The 14,140-nt window shown below is 45.0% G+C and carries 16 protein-coding genes; 8 read left to right on the forward strand and 8 right to left on the reverse strand.

The window, feature by feature from the left end:
* Nucleotides 1–72: 72 nt before the first annotated feature.
* Entirely contained in the window at nucleotides 73–498 is a 426-nt protein-coding gene (locus OU814_RS25845) for a response regulator (RefSeq protein ID WP_197693253.1), read from the reverse strand.
* Nucleotides 499–677: 179 nt separating this feature from the next.
* Between OU814_RS25845 and OU814_RS25850 the strand changes: the two genes are divergently transcribed.
* The gene (locus tag OU814_RS25850; RefSeq protein ID WP_268242564.1) at nucleotides 678–1,205 is read left to right on the forward strand and encodes a hypothetical protein; all 528 of its coding nucleotides are present in this window, start codon (nucleotides 678–680) and stop codon (nucleotides 1,203–1,205) included.
* A 62-nt stretch (nucleotides 1,206–1,267) separates the two neighbouring features.
* A complete protein-coding gene (locus OU814_RS25855; RefSeq protein WP_190653310.1) occupies nucleotides 1,268–1,927 on the forward strand; it encodes a YbaY family lipoprotein in 660 nt (219 codons plus the stop codon).
* Nucleotides 1,928–1,932: 5 nt separating this feature from the next.
* Here the strand turns inward: OU814_RS25855 and OU814_RS25860 are convergent, their stop codons facing one another.
* A complete protein-coding gene (locus OU814_RS25860; RefSeq protein WP_051077807.1) occupies nucleotides 1,933–2,856 on the reverse strand; it encodes an SMP-30/gluconolactonase/LRE family protein in 924 nt (307 codons plus the stop codon).
* Nucleotides 2,857–3,195: 339 nt separating this feature from the next.
* Between OU814_RS25860 and OU814_RS25865 the strand changes: the two genes are divergently transcribed.
* The 5 genes from OU814_RS25865 to OU814_RS25885 are packed head-to-tail and all read left to right on the forward strand — an operon-like array spanning nucleotide 3,196 to nucleotide 6,962.
* The gene (locus tag OU814_RS25865; protein ID WP_268242565.1) at nucleotides 3,196–3,639 is read left to right on the forward strand and encodes a PqqD family protein; all 444 of its coding nucleotides are present in this window, start codon (nucleotides 3,196–3,198) and stop codon (nucleotides 3,637–3,639) included.
* 5 nt (nucleotides 3,640–3,644) lie between these two features.
* Nucleotides 3,645–4,697 carry a nucleotidyltransferase family protein gene (locus OU814_RS25870; RefSeq protein WP_268242566.1) on the forward strand — a complete coding sequence of 351 codons (1,053 nt, stop codon included), beginning with the start codon at nucleotides 3,645–3,647 and terminating at the stop codon, nucleotides 4,695–4,697.
* A gap of 9 nt (nucleotides 4,698–4,706) precedes the next feature.
* Nucleotides 4,707–5,810, forward strand: a complete 1,104-nt coding sequence (locus tag OU814_RS25875; RefSeq protein WP_268242567.1) for a serine kinase — start codon at nucleotides 4,707–4,709, stop codon at nucleotides 5,808–5,810.
* A 13-nt stretch (nucleotides 5,811–5,823) separates the two neighbouring features.
* Complete coding sequence (locus OU814_RS25880; protein WP_268242568.1) at nucleotides 5,824–6,270, forward strand: hypothetical protein; 447 nt, start codon at nucleotides 5,824–5,826, stop codon at nucleotides 6,268–6,270.
* The gene (locus OU814_RS25885; protein ID WP_268242569.1) at nucleotides 6,267–6,962 is read left to right on the forward strand and encodes a glycosyltransferase family 2 protein; all 696 of its coding nucleotides are present in this window, start codon (nucleotides 6,267–6,269) and stop codon (nucleotides 6,960–6,962) included. The genes OU814_RS25880 and OU814_RS25885 overlap by 4 nt, the downstream gene beginning before the upstream one ends.
* A gap of 16 nt (nucleotides 6,963–6,978) precedes the next feature.
* On the opposite strand, the gene OU814_RS25890 is transcribed toward OU814_RS25885, so the two are convergent.
* From OU814_RS25890 to lepB, 6 genes are all read right to left on the reverse strand, one after another.
* Nucleotides 6,979–7,446 carry an NAD-dependent epimerase/dehydratase family protein gene (locus tag OU814_RS25890; protein ID WP_268242570.1) on the reverse strand — a complete coding sequence of 156 codons (468 nt, stop codon included), beginning with the start codon at nucleotides 7,444–7,446 and terminating at the stop codon, nucleotides 6,979–6,981.
* Nucleotides 7,447–7,448: 2 nt separating this feature from the next.
* Nucleotides 7,449–8,165, reverse strand: a complete 717-nt coding sequence (locus OU814_RS25895) for a glycosyltransferase family 2 protein (protein ID WP_268242571.1) — start codon at nucleotides 8,163–8,165, stop codon at nucleotides 7,449–7,451.
* A gap of 16 nt (nucleotides 8,166–8,181) precedes the next feature.
* On the reverse strand, nucleotides 8,182–9,591 hold the full coding sequence (locus OU814_RS25900; RefSeq protein ID WP_268242572.1) for a tetratricopeptide repeat protein: 1,410 nt from the start codon (nucleotides 9,589–9,591) through the stop codon (nucleotides 8,182–8,184).
* 5 nt (nucleotides 9,592–9,596) lie between these two features.
* Nucleotides 9,597–10,847, reverse strand: coding sequence for a nucleotidyltransferase domain-containing protein (locus OU814_RS25905; protein WP_268242573.1), 1,251 nt, complete (start codon nucleotides 10,845–10,847; stop codon nucleotides 9,597–9,599).
* The gene (locus tag OU814_RS25910) at nucleotides 10,844–12,622 is read right to left on the reverse strand and encodes an ABC transporter ATP-binding protein (RefSeq protein ID WP_268242574.1); all 1,779 of its coding nucleotides are present in this window, start codon (nucleotides 12,620–12,622) and stop codon (nucleotides 10,844–10,846) included. The genes OU814_RS25905 and OU814_RS25910 overlap by 4 nt, the downstream gene beginning before the upstream one ends.
* Before the next feature lie 144 nt (nucleotides 12,623–12,766).
* Nucleotides 12,767–13,393: a signal peptidase I gene (gene lepB, locus OU814_RS25915; RefSeq protein ID WP_268242575.1), complete on the reverse strand. Its 627-nt coding sequence runs from the start codon at nucleotides 13,391–13,393 to the stop codon at nucleotides 12,767–12,769.
* Nucleotides 13,394–13,497: 104 nt separating this feature from the next.
* On the opposite strand from lepB, the gene OU814_RS25920 reads away from it, so the two are divergent.
* Nucleotides 13,498–14,091, forward strand: a complete 594-nt coding sequence (locus tag OU814_RS25920; RefSeq protein ID WP_026148756.1) for a peptidoglycan-binding domain-containing protein — start codon at nucleotides 13,498–13,500, stop codon at nucleotides 14,089–14,091.
* The last annotated feature ends 49 nt before the right edge of the window (nucleotides 14,092–14,140 follow it).

Here is a 14,140-nt window from a genome sequence, read left to right on the forward strand (position 1 = left end):
GTTTTTTTAATTAGATTTCTGAGCTTATAAAATTTAGGACTCTGCAATCAAAGCACAAACAATCCTGAGCGCTCACTCTCCTGGTAAGGTTACAATTCCTAACCAAAAATCTTTAATTCGCTGAATAATTTCAGTCAATCGATCGCGTTCCGAAGATTCGATCACATAGCTATTGCCTTGCAAAACATAGCTTTGAAAGATGTCTTCTTTCTTCTCAGAAAAGGTCAGCACGATCACGGGTATTCTTCTAAACTGCGGATCGGATTTGAGTTCTTTCAAGACTTCATGACCTGTTTTTCCAGGCAAGTCCAAATCCAGCAAAATTAAGTCAGGGCGAGGAGCATTTTCGTAAATGCCTCGGCGATACAAGAAATCGATCGCGCTTGCACCATCGGCGATCGCTTCGACTCGACAAGGAACTTCATCCTGTTGAAAGACATTTTGAATCAGGATCGCCTGCTCTGGGTTTTCTTCTAGCACTAAAATCAAGCGTTCCAACAGATCTTCCTCCAAGGCTGTGTGATCACTTTTAGTATGAAAAGTGCGATCGACGAAAAACTCTCTTGATTTTGTTAATCTTTCAGTCTCGACCTGATTTGTCGAAATCACTCGAAAAAATTGAGGAATGATGGCTTTAGGCTTGAAGCAGAAATTAAGCCCCTTCAGAAATTTTGATTATGCTGACTCATTCTCGATCGCTGTTTACAATTCTTCTTCTGACCACGACGTTCGTTGCAGTTCCGCTCGCTTCAGTTTCTCTCACGGCTCCAGTGCAATCACCGCCAAAAGAGATGTCTATTGCTCGCATGGGTCTTGCAGGCATCAAACTGGGTATGAAAGCGTCTCAGGTTGAACGCAAACTCGGCAAGCCACCCCAAATGGCATCTCAAGCTTCAACCTGTTGTGGAACCTTGCTCTACTGGAAATATCCAGAACTGGAAGTGCATTTTGAAGTCCCAATGGGCGTTCGTCAAGAACCGAATGCTACAGTTTATTCGATTACAACGCGTAGTTCAAAGTTCGCAACATTAGAAGGAGTGCGCGTCGGCGATCGCCGAAACAAAGTCTTACGAATTTACGGAACGCCCAGTGCCGACGAAGACAATGCAGTGTTTTATGCCAACGATCAGTACGCTTCGTCCTTAGTGTTTCGATTTGAAAACGATCGCGTAGTGGAGATCAGCGCCGCCTCACAGTTAAATTAACTTTGCTTGGAACTATTGTGATGAAGAGTATTCATCAATCAATATCGTTCACCTTTAGGACAATGAAATTTTTTAACCAGGGTATAGGACTTGCAACATTTTTGTTCCTCACAACAGCGATCGCGGCTCAAGCACAACAGCCTGCACAAGCTCGGATCTATGAGTTTCAGTGTCGCGAGGGCAAGCAGTTTCGAGCAAGATTTATTGGCAATCGTGCGATCGTGACTTTCGAGAATCAATCTCTGAACCTGCGCCAAGTTCGCACAGGTTCTGGAATTCGATATCAAGCTGGCAAGTACACCTTTTCTGGCAAAGGAGATCAAGCTGAACTGACGCACAACAATCGACCATTTTATCAAGCTTGCACCGGAACAATGATCTCTCCAGCCTCTACAACCGTCTCTGGCAACGTCACTTATCGAGAGCGGATTGCTTTGCCGCCTGATGCGATCGTGCAAGTCACTTTAGAATCGGTTGACGCACCAATCGAAGTTCTTGCAGAACAAACTATCGAAACGAAAGGCAAACAAGTCCCGATCCCGTTTTCGCTCAATTACAATACTTCTAGCATTCGTGAAGACATATCTTATGTCATTCGTGCCCGGATTTTAGTCGATCAGCAGCTTCGTTTTGCTGGAGATGTCGCTTACCCAACTACACCGCATCAGAAGCCTGAAAAAGTTGAAGTAATTGTCCGTTCAGTAACGCCCACTCCAAGATAGGTAACTTAAGGAACTGGAATCCCTGGAATATTCACACGAATCCGATATACAGAGCTACAAGCCGTAACATAGAGACTGCACCAATCAGCATCACCCCAGGCACAGTTAGAAGGCTGCTCTGGAAATACGATCGTGCCCAGATGAGTTCCATCCGGTTCAAACACCCAAACTCCCCCAGGTCCAGTCGCATAGAGATGCCCGGCTTGATCAACCTTCATGCCATCTGGATTCCCAGATACTCCCGGAGTACTCATCGCGCAAAAAACTCGATCGCCTGTTAGAGAACCATCCGCTTGCACATCAAATGCACGAATATGACAGCGTTCCGACGAATCATCAATATACAGCGTCCTTTCATCTGGAGATAATGCTAAACCATTCGGTGCAATGAAATCTTGAACAACCAGTTTCAGCATTCCATCAATTGATAGATAGTAAACTCCTTGAACAGGTTGTTCTTGCTGCTCAGGTTGAATTCCATAAGGTGGATCAGTAAAGTAGATTGAGCCATCTTGTTTCACAATCACATCATTAGGACTGTTGAGTTTCTGGTTACCAAAGCGATCGCATAACACAGTAATCGTTCCATCTAGCTCTGTCCGCGTCAAACGACGGCTTCCTTCCTCACAAGTGATCAATCGTCTTTGTCGATCGCGCGTCAAGCCATTCGCGTTACCACTAGGCTCCCGAAAAACCGTTAATTGTCCATCTGCAAATTTGTAGATCCGATTAGCAGGAATATCGCTAAATAGTAAACATTGTGAATCTGCAGACCACAGCGGACCTTCTGTAAATTTCAACCCGGATGCAATGCAAGTAACACGAAAATTCTTAGGAAACAGGGTTTTGAACGATTGTGTTGTTGCCTGTAAGCAATTTCCTGGCAAGTATTTTGCGATCTGCTGTTTGATCTTTAATTTTATTGTCATCACTTTAACTGCATGAGGTTTGTACACAGCATTATCAACGATTCGATTCCTAAATTAAAAACTCGTCATAGTTAAAAAAAGAACAAAGCATGTTCCGAGTACTATTTAAAGAAATGTCTTAGAAATGTGCATCAAGAGATTGCATCAGTCTCTGAATATCACAAGATGCCAACAATAAAAGTATCTATACTGCTGATTATGTCTAGCTTTCATAATCGACAATCCACTAGCAGCGCTTGATGAAGTTTCGATGAAGCCTTGCAAAGATTTCCCTGACGCTCGATTGTGACGCTGTAAAAACTGCAACAAGTCACCTGTGTAATTCATATCAGCCTCAAAATGAACATAAGCTTTCAGGTCAATACACCGCAAGTCGTTTGTGAAACGATTGATGGAGAAGTCGTCATTGTTAATTTAGAGAAAGGATACTACTACAGCTTGCTTAAGACAGGCGCAGAAGTTTGGAGTGGTCTTGAGCAAGGCAGAGATCGTCTTCACCTCATTGATCAACTCACGCAAACCTATGCAGCAAGCTACGAGGATATTGCAACAGCCGTCGATGAGTTTCTAGACCATCTAATCCGTGAAGAACTGATCTTGAAAGTCGAAGGCACGACGCTTGATTCGCCAAATCCCACCACAACGATTGCACCTTCTGCCTCCAAACCTCAATTTGAAAAACCGATATTGGAAAAGTTCACCGACATGGAAGACTTACTCCTACTTGATCCAATTCATGAAGTCGATGTAGAAGTAGGCTGGCCTAACGCCAAGTCTGCCTAACGCTCATGAACAATTCACCAGAGAAGCACAAAAAACACATCTTCCAGTTTGGATTCTATCGTCTCACTTTCACACAAGAGCTTCTGTTAAAAGCAGCCCTTTTGAAGGGTCAATCTGCACTCACCGCTTGGGAGCAGTGGAAATCTCGCGTCGATATTGAAACCTTAGACTCAACATCCTTTACACTCCTGCCGCAACTATACCAAACTCTATTGGCGCACGGTGTCGAAGACCCTCACATGGCAAGGCTGAAAGGGATTTATCGGCGCACTTGGTATGCTAATCAACTTCAGATCCGATCGCTTCATACCATTTTGGCAGCCTTGGCAGAAGCTGGAATTGATGCGATCGTTCTCGGAGATGCTGCCCTCAATTTTCACGGCAGCAATTTACCTGTCTCCAGTTTCCATTTGCTGCTCCGCCAAGAGCAGCTAGACCCTACCTTCAAGACGCTTACAGCTCTTGATTGGGAAGCCCCTGCACCGACTCCGGGACAGTTGTCAATCCAATTCAAGGCGCAACAGCAGAGCCTCTATATTCAGACGCGTCTATTTTGGGCATTCCCTCAAGATGAGACAGATGAGCAGGTTTGGCGGCGAGCCATCTCGCTTCCTAACGCTGGATTCTTACTCGATCCAACCGATCAGCTTTTAGAAATCTGTGCAAGAACATTCTTGAAGGCAAGAGGACAAACCATTCAGGGTCTCGCAGATGCATTTTTACTGATCCAGAGATTTGGCGACGATCTGGACTGGCAACGATTGATCACTCAAGCACAACGCTATCGTATGATCTTGCCCCTGCGAAACACGCTGACGCTGTTGCACCAAATCCTTGAGTTAGATGTACCGAACTGGGTACTGCCTACGCTGGTGCAGATGCCGCTCCTATCTGAGGAATTGTCCACCTATCAAGTCTTAGCAGGAGAGTGGCAACCGTGGCTGAGAGCGCAAAGCTTACCTGTGATGCGACCTTTAGAACAGTATTTATTTCAGCTTCGGCATCGCCCATTTCCAGGTAGACAAATTCTGAAAACGCTTCTTGTTCCCCGATACTAAGTCACTCTTATGCAACTTACTCCAGCTCCACCCGCTTTGAGATTAGAAGAACAGGAACAGCTCGTCTATTTTCAGATGGTTCATGCAGGATTTGAGCGAGCCGCTCAAGCTGTTGGAATCGTGAAGTTCTTCTATCTAATTGGAGGATATACGATTTGTCTACAGTTTGCAGGAGACGGATTAGTTCCCTATCTCACACCTGCACTTGCTCACTTAGTGACTTCACCTGTAGCAGATCCAGATCTCACGATTTGTATTTGGGATAGTGCTTCTACCTCAACGCAATTGCCATTACTGATTGGCAGTCTCATCGAACTGCTTGAGATCAATTGGACGAGCCACTTAGGACCGCGCAAAGAAGTCAAAGGATACGATGGCGATCGCATTCGCTCCAACTTTCACATCGGACCGAACATTCTGAGCGTGCTCGATCGCAAGCAAAATCTTGCCTGTTACTGGATTAAAGATGCCGAAAATATTCCCTACTGGGAAAAGGGTTCACCTCTGCAAATGATTCTAAATTGGTGGACAACCGATCGTCACAAACAATATGTTCATGCTGGAGCAGTTGGCACTCTAGATGGAGGTGTCTTGCTTGCAGGGAAAGGGGGGTCTGGCAAATCTTCTACTGCGCTCGCTTGCATCGATAGTCCACTCGTTTACGCCAGCGATGATTATTGTCTGCTTTCGATGGAGCCGACTCCCTATGTTTATAGTCTCTACAACACTGCCAAACTGAAGGGACAAGAAGATTTAGAGCGATTTCCTCGGTTGGCCCCTTGGGTCAATAATCGCGATCGCCTAGATTCAGAAAAAGCAATGCTCTTTCTGAATCATCACTGCCCTGAAAAAGTCGTCACAGGCTTTCCGATTAAAGCGGTATTAGTTCCACAAGTAACTGGAAAATCAGACACGCATTTGCGCCCGACAACAGCAGCAATGGCATTAAAAGCACTTGCGCCCAGCACAATGTTCCAATTAGCAGGTAGTGGAAAAACGGCATTCCAGATGATGTCTAGCTTAGTCAAGCAAGTTCCTTGCTATGCTCTGGAACTCGGTACGGACGTAGCCCAGATTCCCGCTGTGATTGCGAATTTACTGACATCACTTTAAATGAGGCAGTGAGATGAGAGCTTTGCAGCGAAAAATGATTGATGGGCTGACCCGATTTACACCCGCTCTACTTCCACCCCAGCGACAATACTATAACGAAACGAATAACGATCGTTGGATTGCTGAATATGTGTTTCCAGGCAAGCGAAACGGTTATTTCTTAGAAATCGGAGCCGCGAATGGTAAAGCAGCCAGTAGCTGTTATGTGTTGGAACAAGAGTTCGGATGGACAGGGATTTGTGTTGAACCGAATGACTATTTTTTTGAACAGCTTGTTGACAATCGCCCCAATAGCACTTGTGAGAAAGTTTGCCTCTCAAATCGAGTTGGCAACGTCATCTTCATAGAAGGCAGCGAAGATACGGTAAGCCCCTATCTGAGTGGGATTAAATCTAATCTGGAACAGGTCAAGCAGGTTGCATCAAGACAGTTACTAGACCCTAAGCAATACCAATCATGAGCACTTCTCCTTTAGTAAGCGTGATCATCCCCACCTGTAACTACGGAAAATTCATCGCAGCAACGTTGGATAGCGTACGCGCTCAAAGTTACCATCCGCTCGAAACGATCGTGGTCGATGACGGTTCAACGGATCACACTGCTGATGTAGTACGTGCTTATCCAGAAGTGCGTTACTTTTATCAATCGAATCAGGGAGTATCAGTAGCTCGTAATCGCGCGATCGCAGAGGCTCAAGGAGAATTCATTGCGTTCTTAGATGCAGATGATGTCTGGCAGCCCAATAAGCTCAGTATTCAGATTGCCTATATGTTAGAGAATCCGGATGTTGGCATCACCGCAACGAAAATCAAAAATTTTATCGAACCAGGAACTCAGCTCCCATCCTGGTTTCAACCCGAAATTGGGCTTGAAGATCACAAGAGTCCCATTCCTAGTACGCTGGTCGTTCGCAGAACTGTGTTTAGTCAAATTGGGAATTTCTCGCCTGATTATCGTGCCAGTGAAGATCTCGAATGGTTATGTCGAGCCAGAGATGCTCAAATCCCTATCATCACACTTCCTGAAACACTGATTCTCAGGCGGCTTCATGGCGCGAATTTGTCCTGGCAAGCATGGCGTGAAAGCGTTCATCGTGCCATCAAAATCCTGAGAGCATCGCTTGCCCGTAAAACACAGCGACTCGTTGATTAAGTCAATTTAAGAGCGGTCAGCAAGCGTTCAGCGTCATCTTGAGGGTCATATACAACGAGTCAGGGCGAACCAGTTGATCAGACGTAATCTGAGGTTCTTGCTTCACTTCTCGCCAGCCAGAAACATGATTCGTGCTGGCATAGATGATTTGCTTGACTCCAGCTTGGCGAGCTGCTGCAAAGACGTTGTATGTTCCACCAATACCGCTCGTATAAACGTCTTGCCAAGGCTGATCGATACGAGGATTTGCTGCAAGATGAATCACAGCATCGACTCCTTGCATTGCCTTAAGCACTGCTCTAAAGTTTTCGATGTTGACCACTCGCATATCTTGCACCTGGGGAATACGTTTACGATCGAGACAACGAAAGTGATAGGTTTCCCCTAGATGTTGCTGCAAGGACATCCCAATCGTTCCGGCTGCTCCCGTCAATAGAACAGTTTTCTGATCCGACTTGGGGCGAGGTTGAAAGAAGTTGCGCATGTTTAGATTTCCTGAGTCGTTTGAGGGAGATTAGACTGCCGCCGTCGATCCAGCATCGTTTTGAGAATATGGAGACGTTGATTCGCGTGCTGACGTTCTGTAATGCCACTGTTCGTCTCGTGCAGCCGCCTATGATAAACAATGTCGGGCAACATGAGCTGTCTCAACTGTTGTTCGACCGCGCGGGCATACCAACTTATATCGATTCCTGTTTTTAACTCGGTTTCAAACTCACCGACTCGCAGGAACGCCGATCGCTTAATCAGCATCGCGCTGGAAATATAAGCAGCACTCGGCTGCTCCGGACAGCGAATGCGTTGCCGAAACGTTTCGTCTAGCTCTGGACTATAAAACTGTTGAACATAGCCAAACACAGCCTCCAAATTTGGATCAGATGTAAAAGCTGCCATTTGTTGAGATAACTTGTCTGGCATCCAAATATCATCGGAATCAAGAAAGGCTAGAAATTCGCCTTGAGCTAAGCCAATTCCGGTATTTCTAGCGGCGCTGATTCCACCATTGGGCTGATAGTGGTAAACAAGATTTGGGAGATATCGTTGAGCAATCTCTGCACTACGATCGCTCGATCCATCATCAACCACAACTAACTCGATCGCTGGATAAGTCTGAGCGAGAACACTATCAATCGCCTCAGCCAGATAGCGATCGCGATTGTAAACCGGAATAATCACACTAACCAGCGGAAAATTAACAGTCATCAGAATTGTCCTTTCATTAAATCATTCGATAAACTTCACTGTTACAAAAGCTATTCAGGAAGTAATCTGCTGAGAGTTTCTGTCTGGTTTCGCAATGCTTCAGGTAAAGGTGCGTCTCAAGAATTAAGGACGTATCCAACGCTTTTTCTGCGGCTTCTTCTAGAGTGTTGAAGTACATGGGATACTTATCACCCAAGTATTCTTTCACGGACGGGAGTGGATTGACGAGCAGGGGAGTTGCACGAGCGATGCATTCAATAACGGCATTGTTCGCGCTGGCATCATACAAATCGATAAAGGCGATATTGGCAGCTAACAGATCATCGTACTCATCATTAGGGAGATGTCGAAGAACAGTCGTATTTTCTGAGTATGCTTCATCAACATCGATCTTATGAATTCTCGCTTCTTGCTGCATCAGCTTAGTAATGAGATCTTCGGCTACATCAAACAAAAAACCTAGCCTGACTTTCTCATAGCCCAGTGAATTATCTTTATCCAGTGGGAGTCGATAAATCGAGTTCAATTTGCGGAGCCACCATCCAATCTGCACCACTTTTTTACGTGGATTTTGTAAGAATTGATGAAAATCAAACTGTTTTTCAGGAATTTCAGTTGGATGAACTAACACAGAAACAGGCTTGCCTGTCTGCTCTCTTAGCCATTCTGCATGATAGTTCGAGAGGGCAAACAACCCAATGCAATGAGGTAGACTATCTTGCCAGATTTGCTTTTGAAATAGCCTTTGGAGTGAATTGTGATAGTGAAACCAAATGGGAATAGCAGGAGGATTGTGGAAGAACCCAACCCAAGGTTTTTGATAAGGCGTAATTCCTTTTTCTTCTGAGGTTGCGAGATACTGAAACACACCATCAGCTTTCATTTTTGCCAAAATTTGGCGCGATCGCGATCGCGCATTGTGCTGAAATAGAAACTGATTTTCTATACACCCATCAAACAAAACACCATGAGGATTGTGCAACGGACTCAGTGCCTGAACTGCAAAGTTCCAGCCGCTACGATGAAACCCAAAAATTCGTTGTTTTCCAAGATTAATTTTGCCAGTGGTAATTCTTCTAGGTATATGTTCTGTCTTGATCACGCTTGAGTTTCCTGCTGAAACAATTTCCGCTTGACTAGAAGAACTCTTACGTTCTGATAAGCCCAAACAGTGATAGTAAAACGATAGATCGGTTGCTTCAAAATCTAAGCTCAGCGCTTGCTCGTAGTACTGCAATGCTTCTTCCATCCGACGTTGTTTGAGCATCAAATTAGCGACCTGCTGATAGGCAGGCGCATAGTTCGGATGTAGTCGGATTGTTTCTTGATAGCGCGTCAAGGCTTCGTCCAGATTACCTCGAGCGTGCCAAGCGTTCGCTAACTGGAATTGAGTTAGGGCACTCTCTACATTAGATGACTGTTTCATGGGAACTATACCTTGCTTTGTAAAGTGAGTAGTTTACGAGCAAATCTGTACTGGATTAAAAGTCGAATTGGGCGAAGCACATAGTAAAGGAAAAACAGCCAGTTTGGTAAAGGCAATAGCTCACGATCGCGCTCATTGATTGATGTAGCGATTTCCCAGATTGGAAGCAGTGTCATGAAAAAATAAAATCCTGTGATGAAGATTCCATCCCGCGCTTGATCTAGCGTTTTGAGTTGATCGGTATATTCCCACCAAGAAGTTTGCAACACGCCTGTAGGAGCGCGATCGCTCTCAAAAACTTGCTGATGGCTTGAATCGTTTCCGGCAAGTTTCTCGCGCACAAATTCGGGTAGCGGAACACCCAGAAGTTGAGCAGTCACCTCAACCCCGATGAGAAAAAGCCGTTGGCTTCGTAAATCAGCCGATAGTTCTAGCGCAGTATTCCAGTTCAACTTAGGATACGCTTGAATGATCTGAGCAACATCACAAATCTGCTTAAATGAACGCTTCCAAGGTTCCTTCGCAACATTTAGACATTGAACGACCAATGCTGTCTCCGGCGAAAACGTTTGAATCGACTGTCCCATTAGATCGATCGTGTCTAGATTTTCCCAGAGGCGCTCAATGCGATCGCACTTCCAAGTTCGTCTCGGCGGAATTCCCCAATGTAAGTCAATGCTTCGCTCTGGATTACTATGCAGCAAAGAGTGTTGAAACTTCTGATTAAACAAGGCTGCATCAGGCGTGCGGTTCACTAAAGAAATCTGAAGATATCGCTGAAATTGTAGAAGTTCGCCTGTTGAAACTGGAGAATGATAGCCTGCTGCTACTAAGACTGCTTTTGCTTGCCAAAAATCTTGCCGCTTAACAAGAATATCTAAATCATTGAATTGACGAAAGGCAATATTGCCGTATGCAGAAGCCGCAAGTGCCGATCCCTTAAATGCGATCGCATCAATTCCAGCCGCTTCAAGCTGCGCAAGCACCTTCAAGAGTTCCTGAGTTTGCGAGACATTATGCAATCCATTCATCCGATAACAGACTTGCAAATTCATCAGGATGGATCGCGGGACTTGAACATCCATCGATTTAAGAGCGTGATATAGCAGCGGCATAACGCCATGATCGATCGCAGTTTTTAACAGTACCGACCAATCGATCGCCCCTCCCAACGCATCTTTCACGTCGCACTCGGCTGTTGTGCCGAAATAGAACCGGATACAGGCTAGTAAAGCAGTATTTTCAGGAGTTGTCATTGATAGTGTTTGGCTTGAATTTCAAACAAGTGAGCATAGGTTCCTCGTCGCGCCATTAATTGGTTATGCGTCCCACTTTCTGTGATTCTTCCTTGATCCATCACATAAATTCGATCCGCCATCTTGACCGTTGAGAGACGATGAGTAATTAACAACGCTGAGCGATCGCGCATCAGATCCCGAAATTTCTGAAAGACTTCAGCCTCAGCTTTGGCATCCATAGCGCTGGTTGGTTCATCGAGCACAACCAACTGAGCTTCACGTAAAAAAGCCCGAGCTAATGCAATCTTTTGCCATTGTCCTCCGCTGAGTTCTTCGCCCCCTTTAAACCACTTTCCGAGCAGGGTGTTATAGCCTTGTGGCAAGGTTTGAATCACCGCATCGGCACCCGATTGATGAGCAGATTGAACAATGCGATCAGAGGTAATCGGTAGTTCAATATTGCCAAGCCAGATATTATCTTGGGCGCTGAATTGATAGCGCGTGTAGTCTTGGAAAATCACACTGATCTGACGATGCAAATCGTCAGGCGAGAAGTGCCGAATATCAATGCCATCGATCGTAATCCGCCCTTCTGTGACATCGTAGAGTCGAGTCAAAAGTTTGACCAATGTTGTTTTACCCGAGCCATTTTCACCAACGAGTGCAATCACTTCTCCTGGTTGAATAGAAAGATTGATTTGCTTCAGTGCAAAACGGGCAGAATTCTGGTATCGAAAACTGACATTTTCAAACACAATTCCGCGGCGAAACGGATTCGGCACAGTTGTCGGGTGAAGAGGTTTCGCGATCGTGGGTTGAATCGCCAAAAACTCGTACAGGTCAGCAAGAAATAGATGATTTTCATGCAGGCTTGCTAGATTGCCAATGAGATCTTTCAGCGCACCCTGCCCGCGTTGCAGAGCTTGGCTATAAAGGACGAGATCGCCGAGCTGAAATTTCCCCTGCAACGTTTGTTCAATCATGAATCCATACGCTGCAAGAACTGCAAGGCTCGTGATCCCTTGCATGAGCAATCGAGCACTGGCTTGTCGGGTAATCAACGCAAGCTTTTCTCGCAGCAATTGCTGTCTTAACTCCTGCACCCATTCAATCAGTAAGTTGCCAATATTGAAGAGCCGAATTTCTTTCGCTGGGCTATCGCCTAACAGTAAATGCCCAAAATAATTAGCTTTACGTTCAAGTTCAGTTTGATGTCGCTGCCACTTGTAAAGCGCTTTAGACTGTTGAACCCGCAGAAGCATCATGGGCATCGAGGCAACGACTAAAATACTAATCAACCCCCAATGCATCGTGATGAGTAACCCGGCAACCACAATGAGAGAAAGGGCACTTTGCCCAATTGAGGTCAAATTGTTCAACATTCGAGTAGGACGGTGAGGCGCCTCCCACTTCGCACGCTCTAGAATGTCTTGATACTGAGGATTTTCATAAGACTCTAAATCAATCTCGATCGCTTTTCTGTAGAGTACAACTTGCATGTAATCCGTCACTCGCTGAGATAAAGTCGTCGAAACTAACTCAGCGATAACGGCAGCAAAATTAGTCAGCAGCATGACTATTCCTGTACCCATCAACAGAAATAGAATGTGATTAAAATTTTGAGACTGACTCGTTCCCTTGAGACTACTGGCAATGCTGTCAACAATCAGCTTAATCAAGTAAAGCTGGATCAGCGGTAACAGCGTTTGAACAATCGCCACAAAGCTATGAATCGTTGTCCAGAATGGCGAACTTTGCCACACTAACGTAACTGCGCGGTTAATTTTCAACATGTAGAAACCCAACAGGAGAATGATCTCCGAATGATTTCCTATTCAAGTGATTTAGGAAACAAGTAGAGCAAGTTCGGTTTCTACTGATTCGTGTACTCTGTTTTTACGACAGGCTTTTTTGAAAAACTTCACGCAAAATTCACATTATGATCTGGTATCAATACTGATTCGTCCAATGCGATCGAATGGATAAAACCGGATCCAAGCGCGACCCAAGATAAAATCTTTGGGCAAAAAGCCCCAAACATGCGAATCATTACTATTGTTTCGGTTGTCTCCCATCACAAAGTAGCTATCTGCTGGAACAGCTGCAGGTCGCATCGTATACTTTGGCGGTTCAGCAATATACGGTTCTTGTAAGGCCTGACCATTGACAAATACTTTTCCAGACTTAATCTCGACCGTTTGCCCAGGCTTGCCAATGATCCGCTTGATGAAGGCTTGATCTTTAGAATATCCAAGTTCTTGTAACTGAGGGGGTGGATCAAAGACAATGATGTCGCCAAATTCTGGTGGATGCGATCGATACGACAATTTCTCAACCACTAAGCGATCGCCCACTTGCAACGTCGGAACCATTGAATCAGATGGAATAAATCTCGGTTCTGCCACATACGATCTCACGAGCAAAGCCAAAATCAAGGCAATAAATAGAATTTGGAAGTTCTCCCACCAGATTTTCCATTTGGGCGGAGAATCTGAAGCAGGAAGATTTTGAGGTTCGGCTTTGGTTTCGGGAGTCATGGCACGTTTAACTTGGTCTTTGGACATTTTATCTCTCTTCCACTTCTTTACCGATTTTGACCAGGCTTTCTTGTAGCAAAATAGAAACTGAATTGTCTGTAAAAACGTGCAAAATTCAGGAGCATCGTTCTATGCCAATCACTTCACTTCAAGACCTACGAGAAAATCTCGATGGACTGGGATACTATCTAGGTCCTAGAGGACTTGATGGGTTAGGAAATAGCGTGAATGCTTGCGATCGTGACATTCTCGGTGCGATTAACTGTGACACGACTTCGCTACGAGTCTTATCGAATTTAGACGACTACACCCGTGCTGCGATTCTGCAATACCAATTGGATAGCAACATGGCAGCAACCGGAAACGATGGTGCAGATTTGAGAAGTTCGATCGAGAAGACGGTGAGAATTCTACAAAACAATCTCAAAATCGTTTTGAAAGTCGATATTGAGCTGAGCGGCAACTACCGCCGCACGACTTATAGTGCTGTTAAAACTTATCAAAGAACTCGCAAACTTCCTGTTACAGGAATTGCGACACTTACAGTTCGGAGACGCTTAAATGATGATGCAAAAGGTGTCGTATCTCCAACTCCGACTCCCACTTCCGAACTGAATGAACTTCGCAAACTGAAAAGCGATTTAATCACTTTGAAACAGAGTCTCCAAGCCCGACAAATTAATGATCAAGAGTTTATTCGCGAAGTGTTTGCAAGACTTCCTTAAGTCCGAGAAGTTGGAGGTCTTAAAATTCTTAACTTTTCATTCAGGTTTA

It is taken from the genome of Leptolyngbya sp. GGD (assembly GCF_026735145.1).
GTDB classification, from domain to species: domain Bacteria; phylum Cyanobacteriota; class Cyanobacteriia; order Leptolyngbyales; family Leptolyngbyaceae; genus Leptolyngbya; species Leptolyngbya boryana.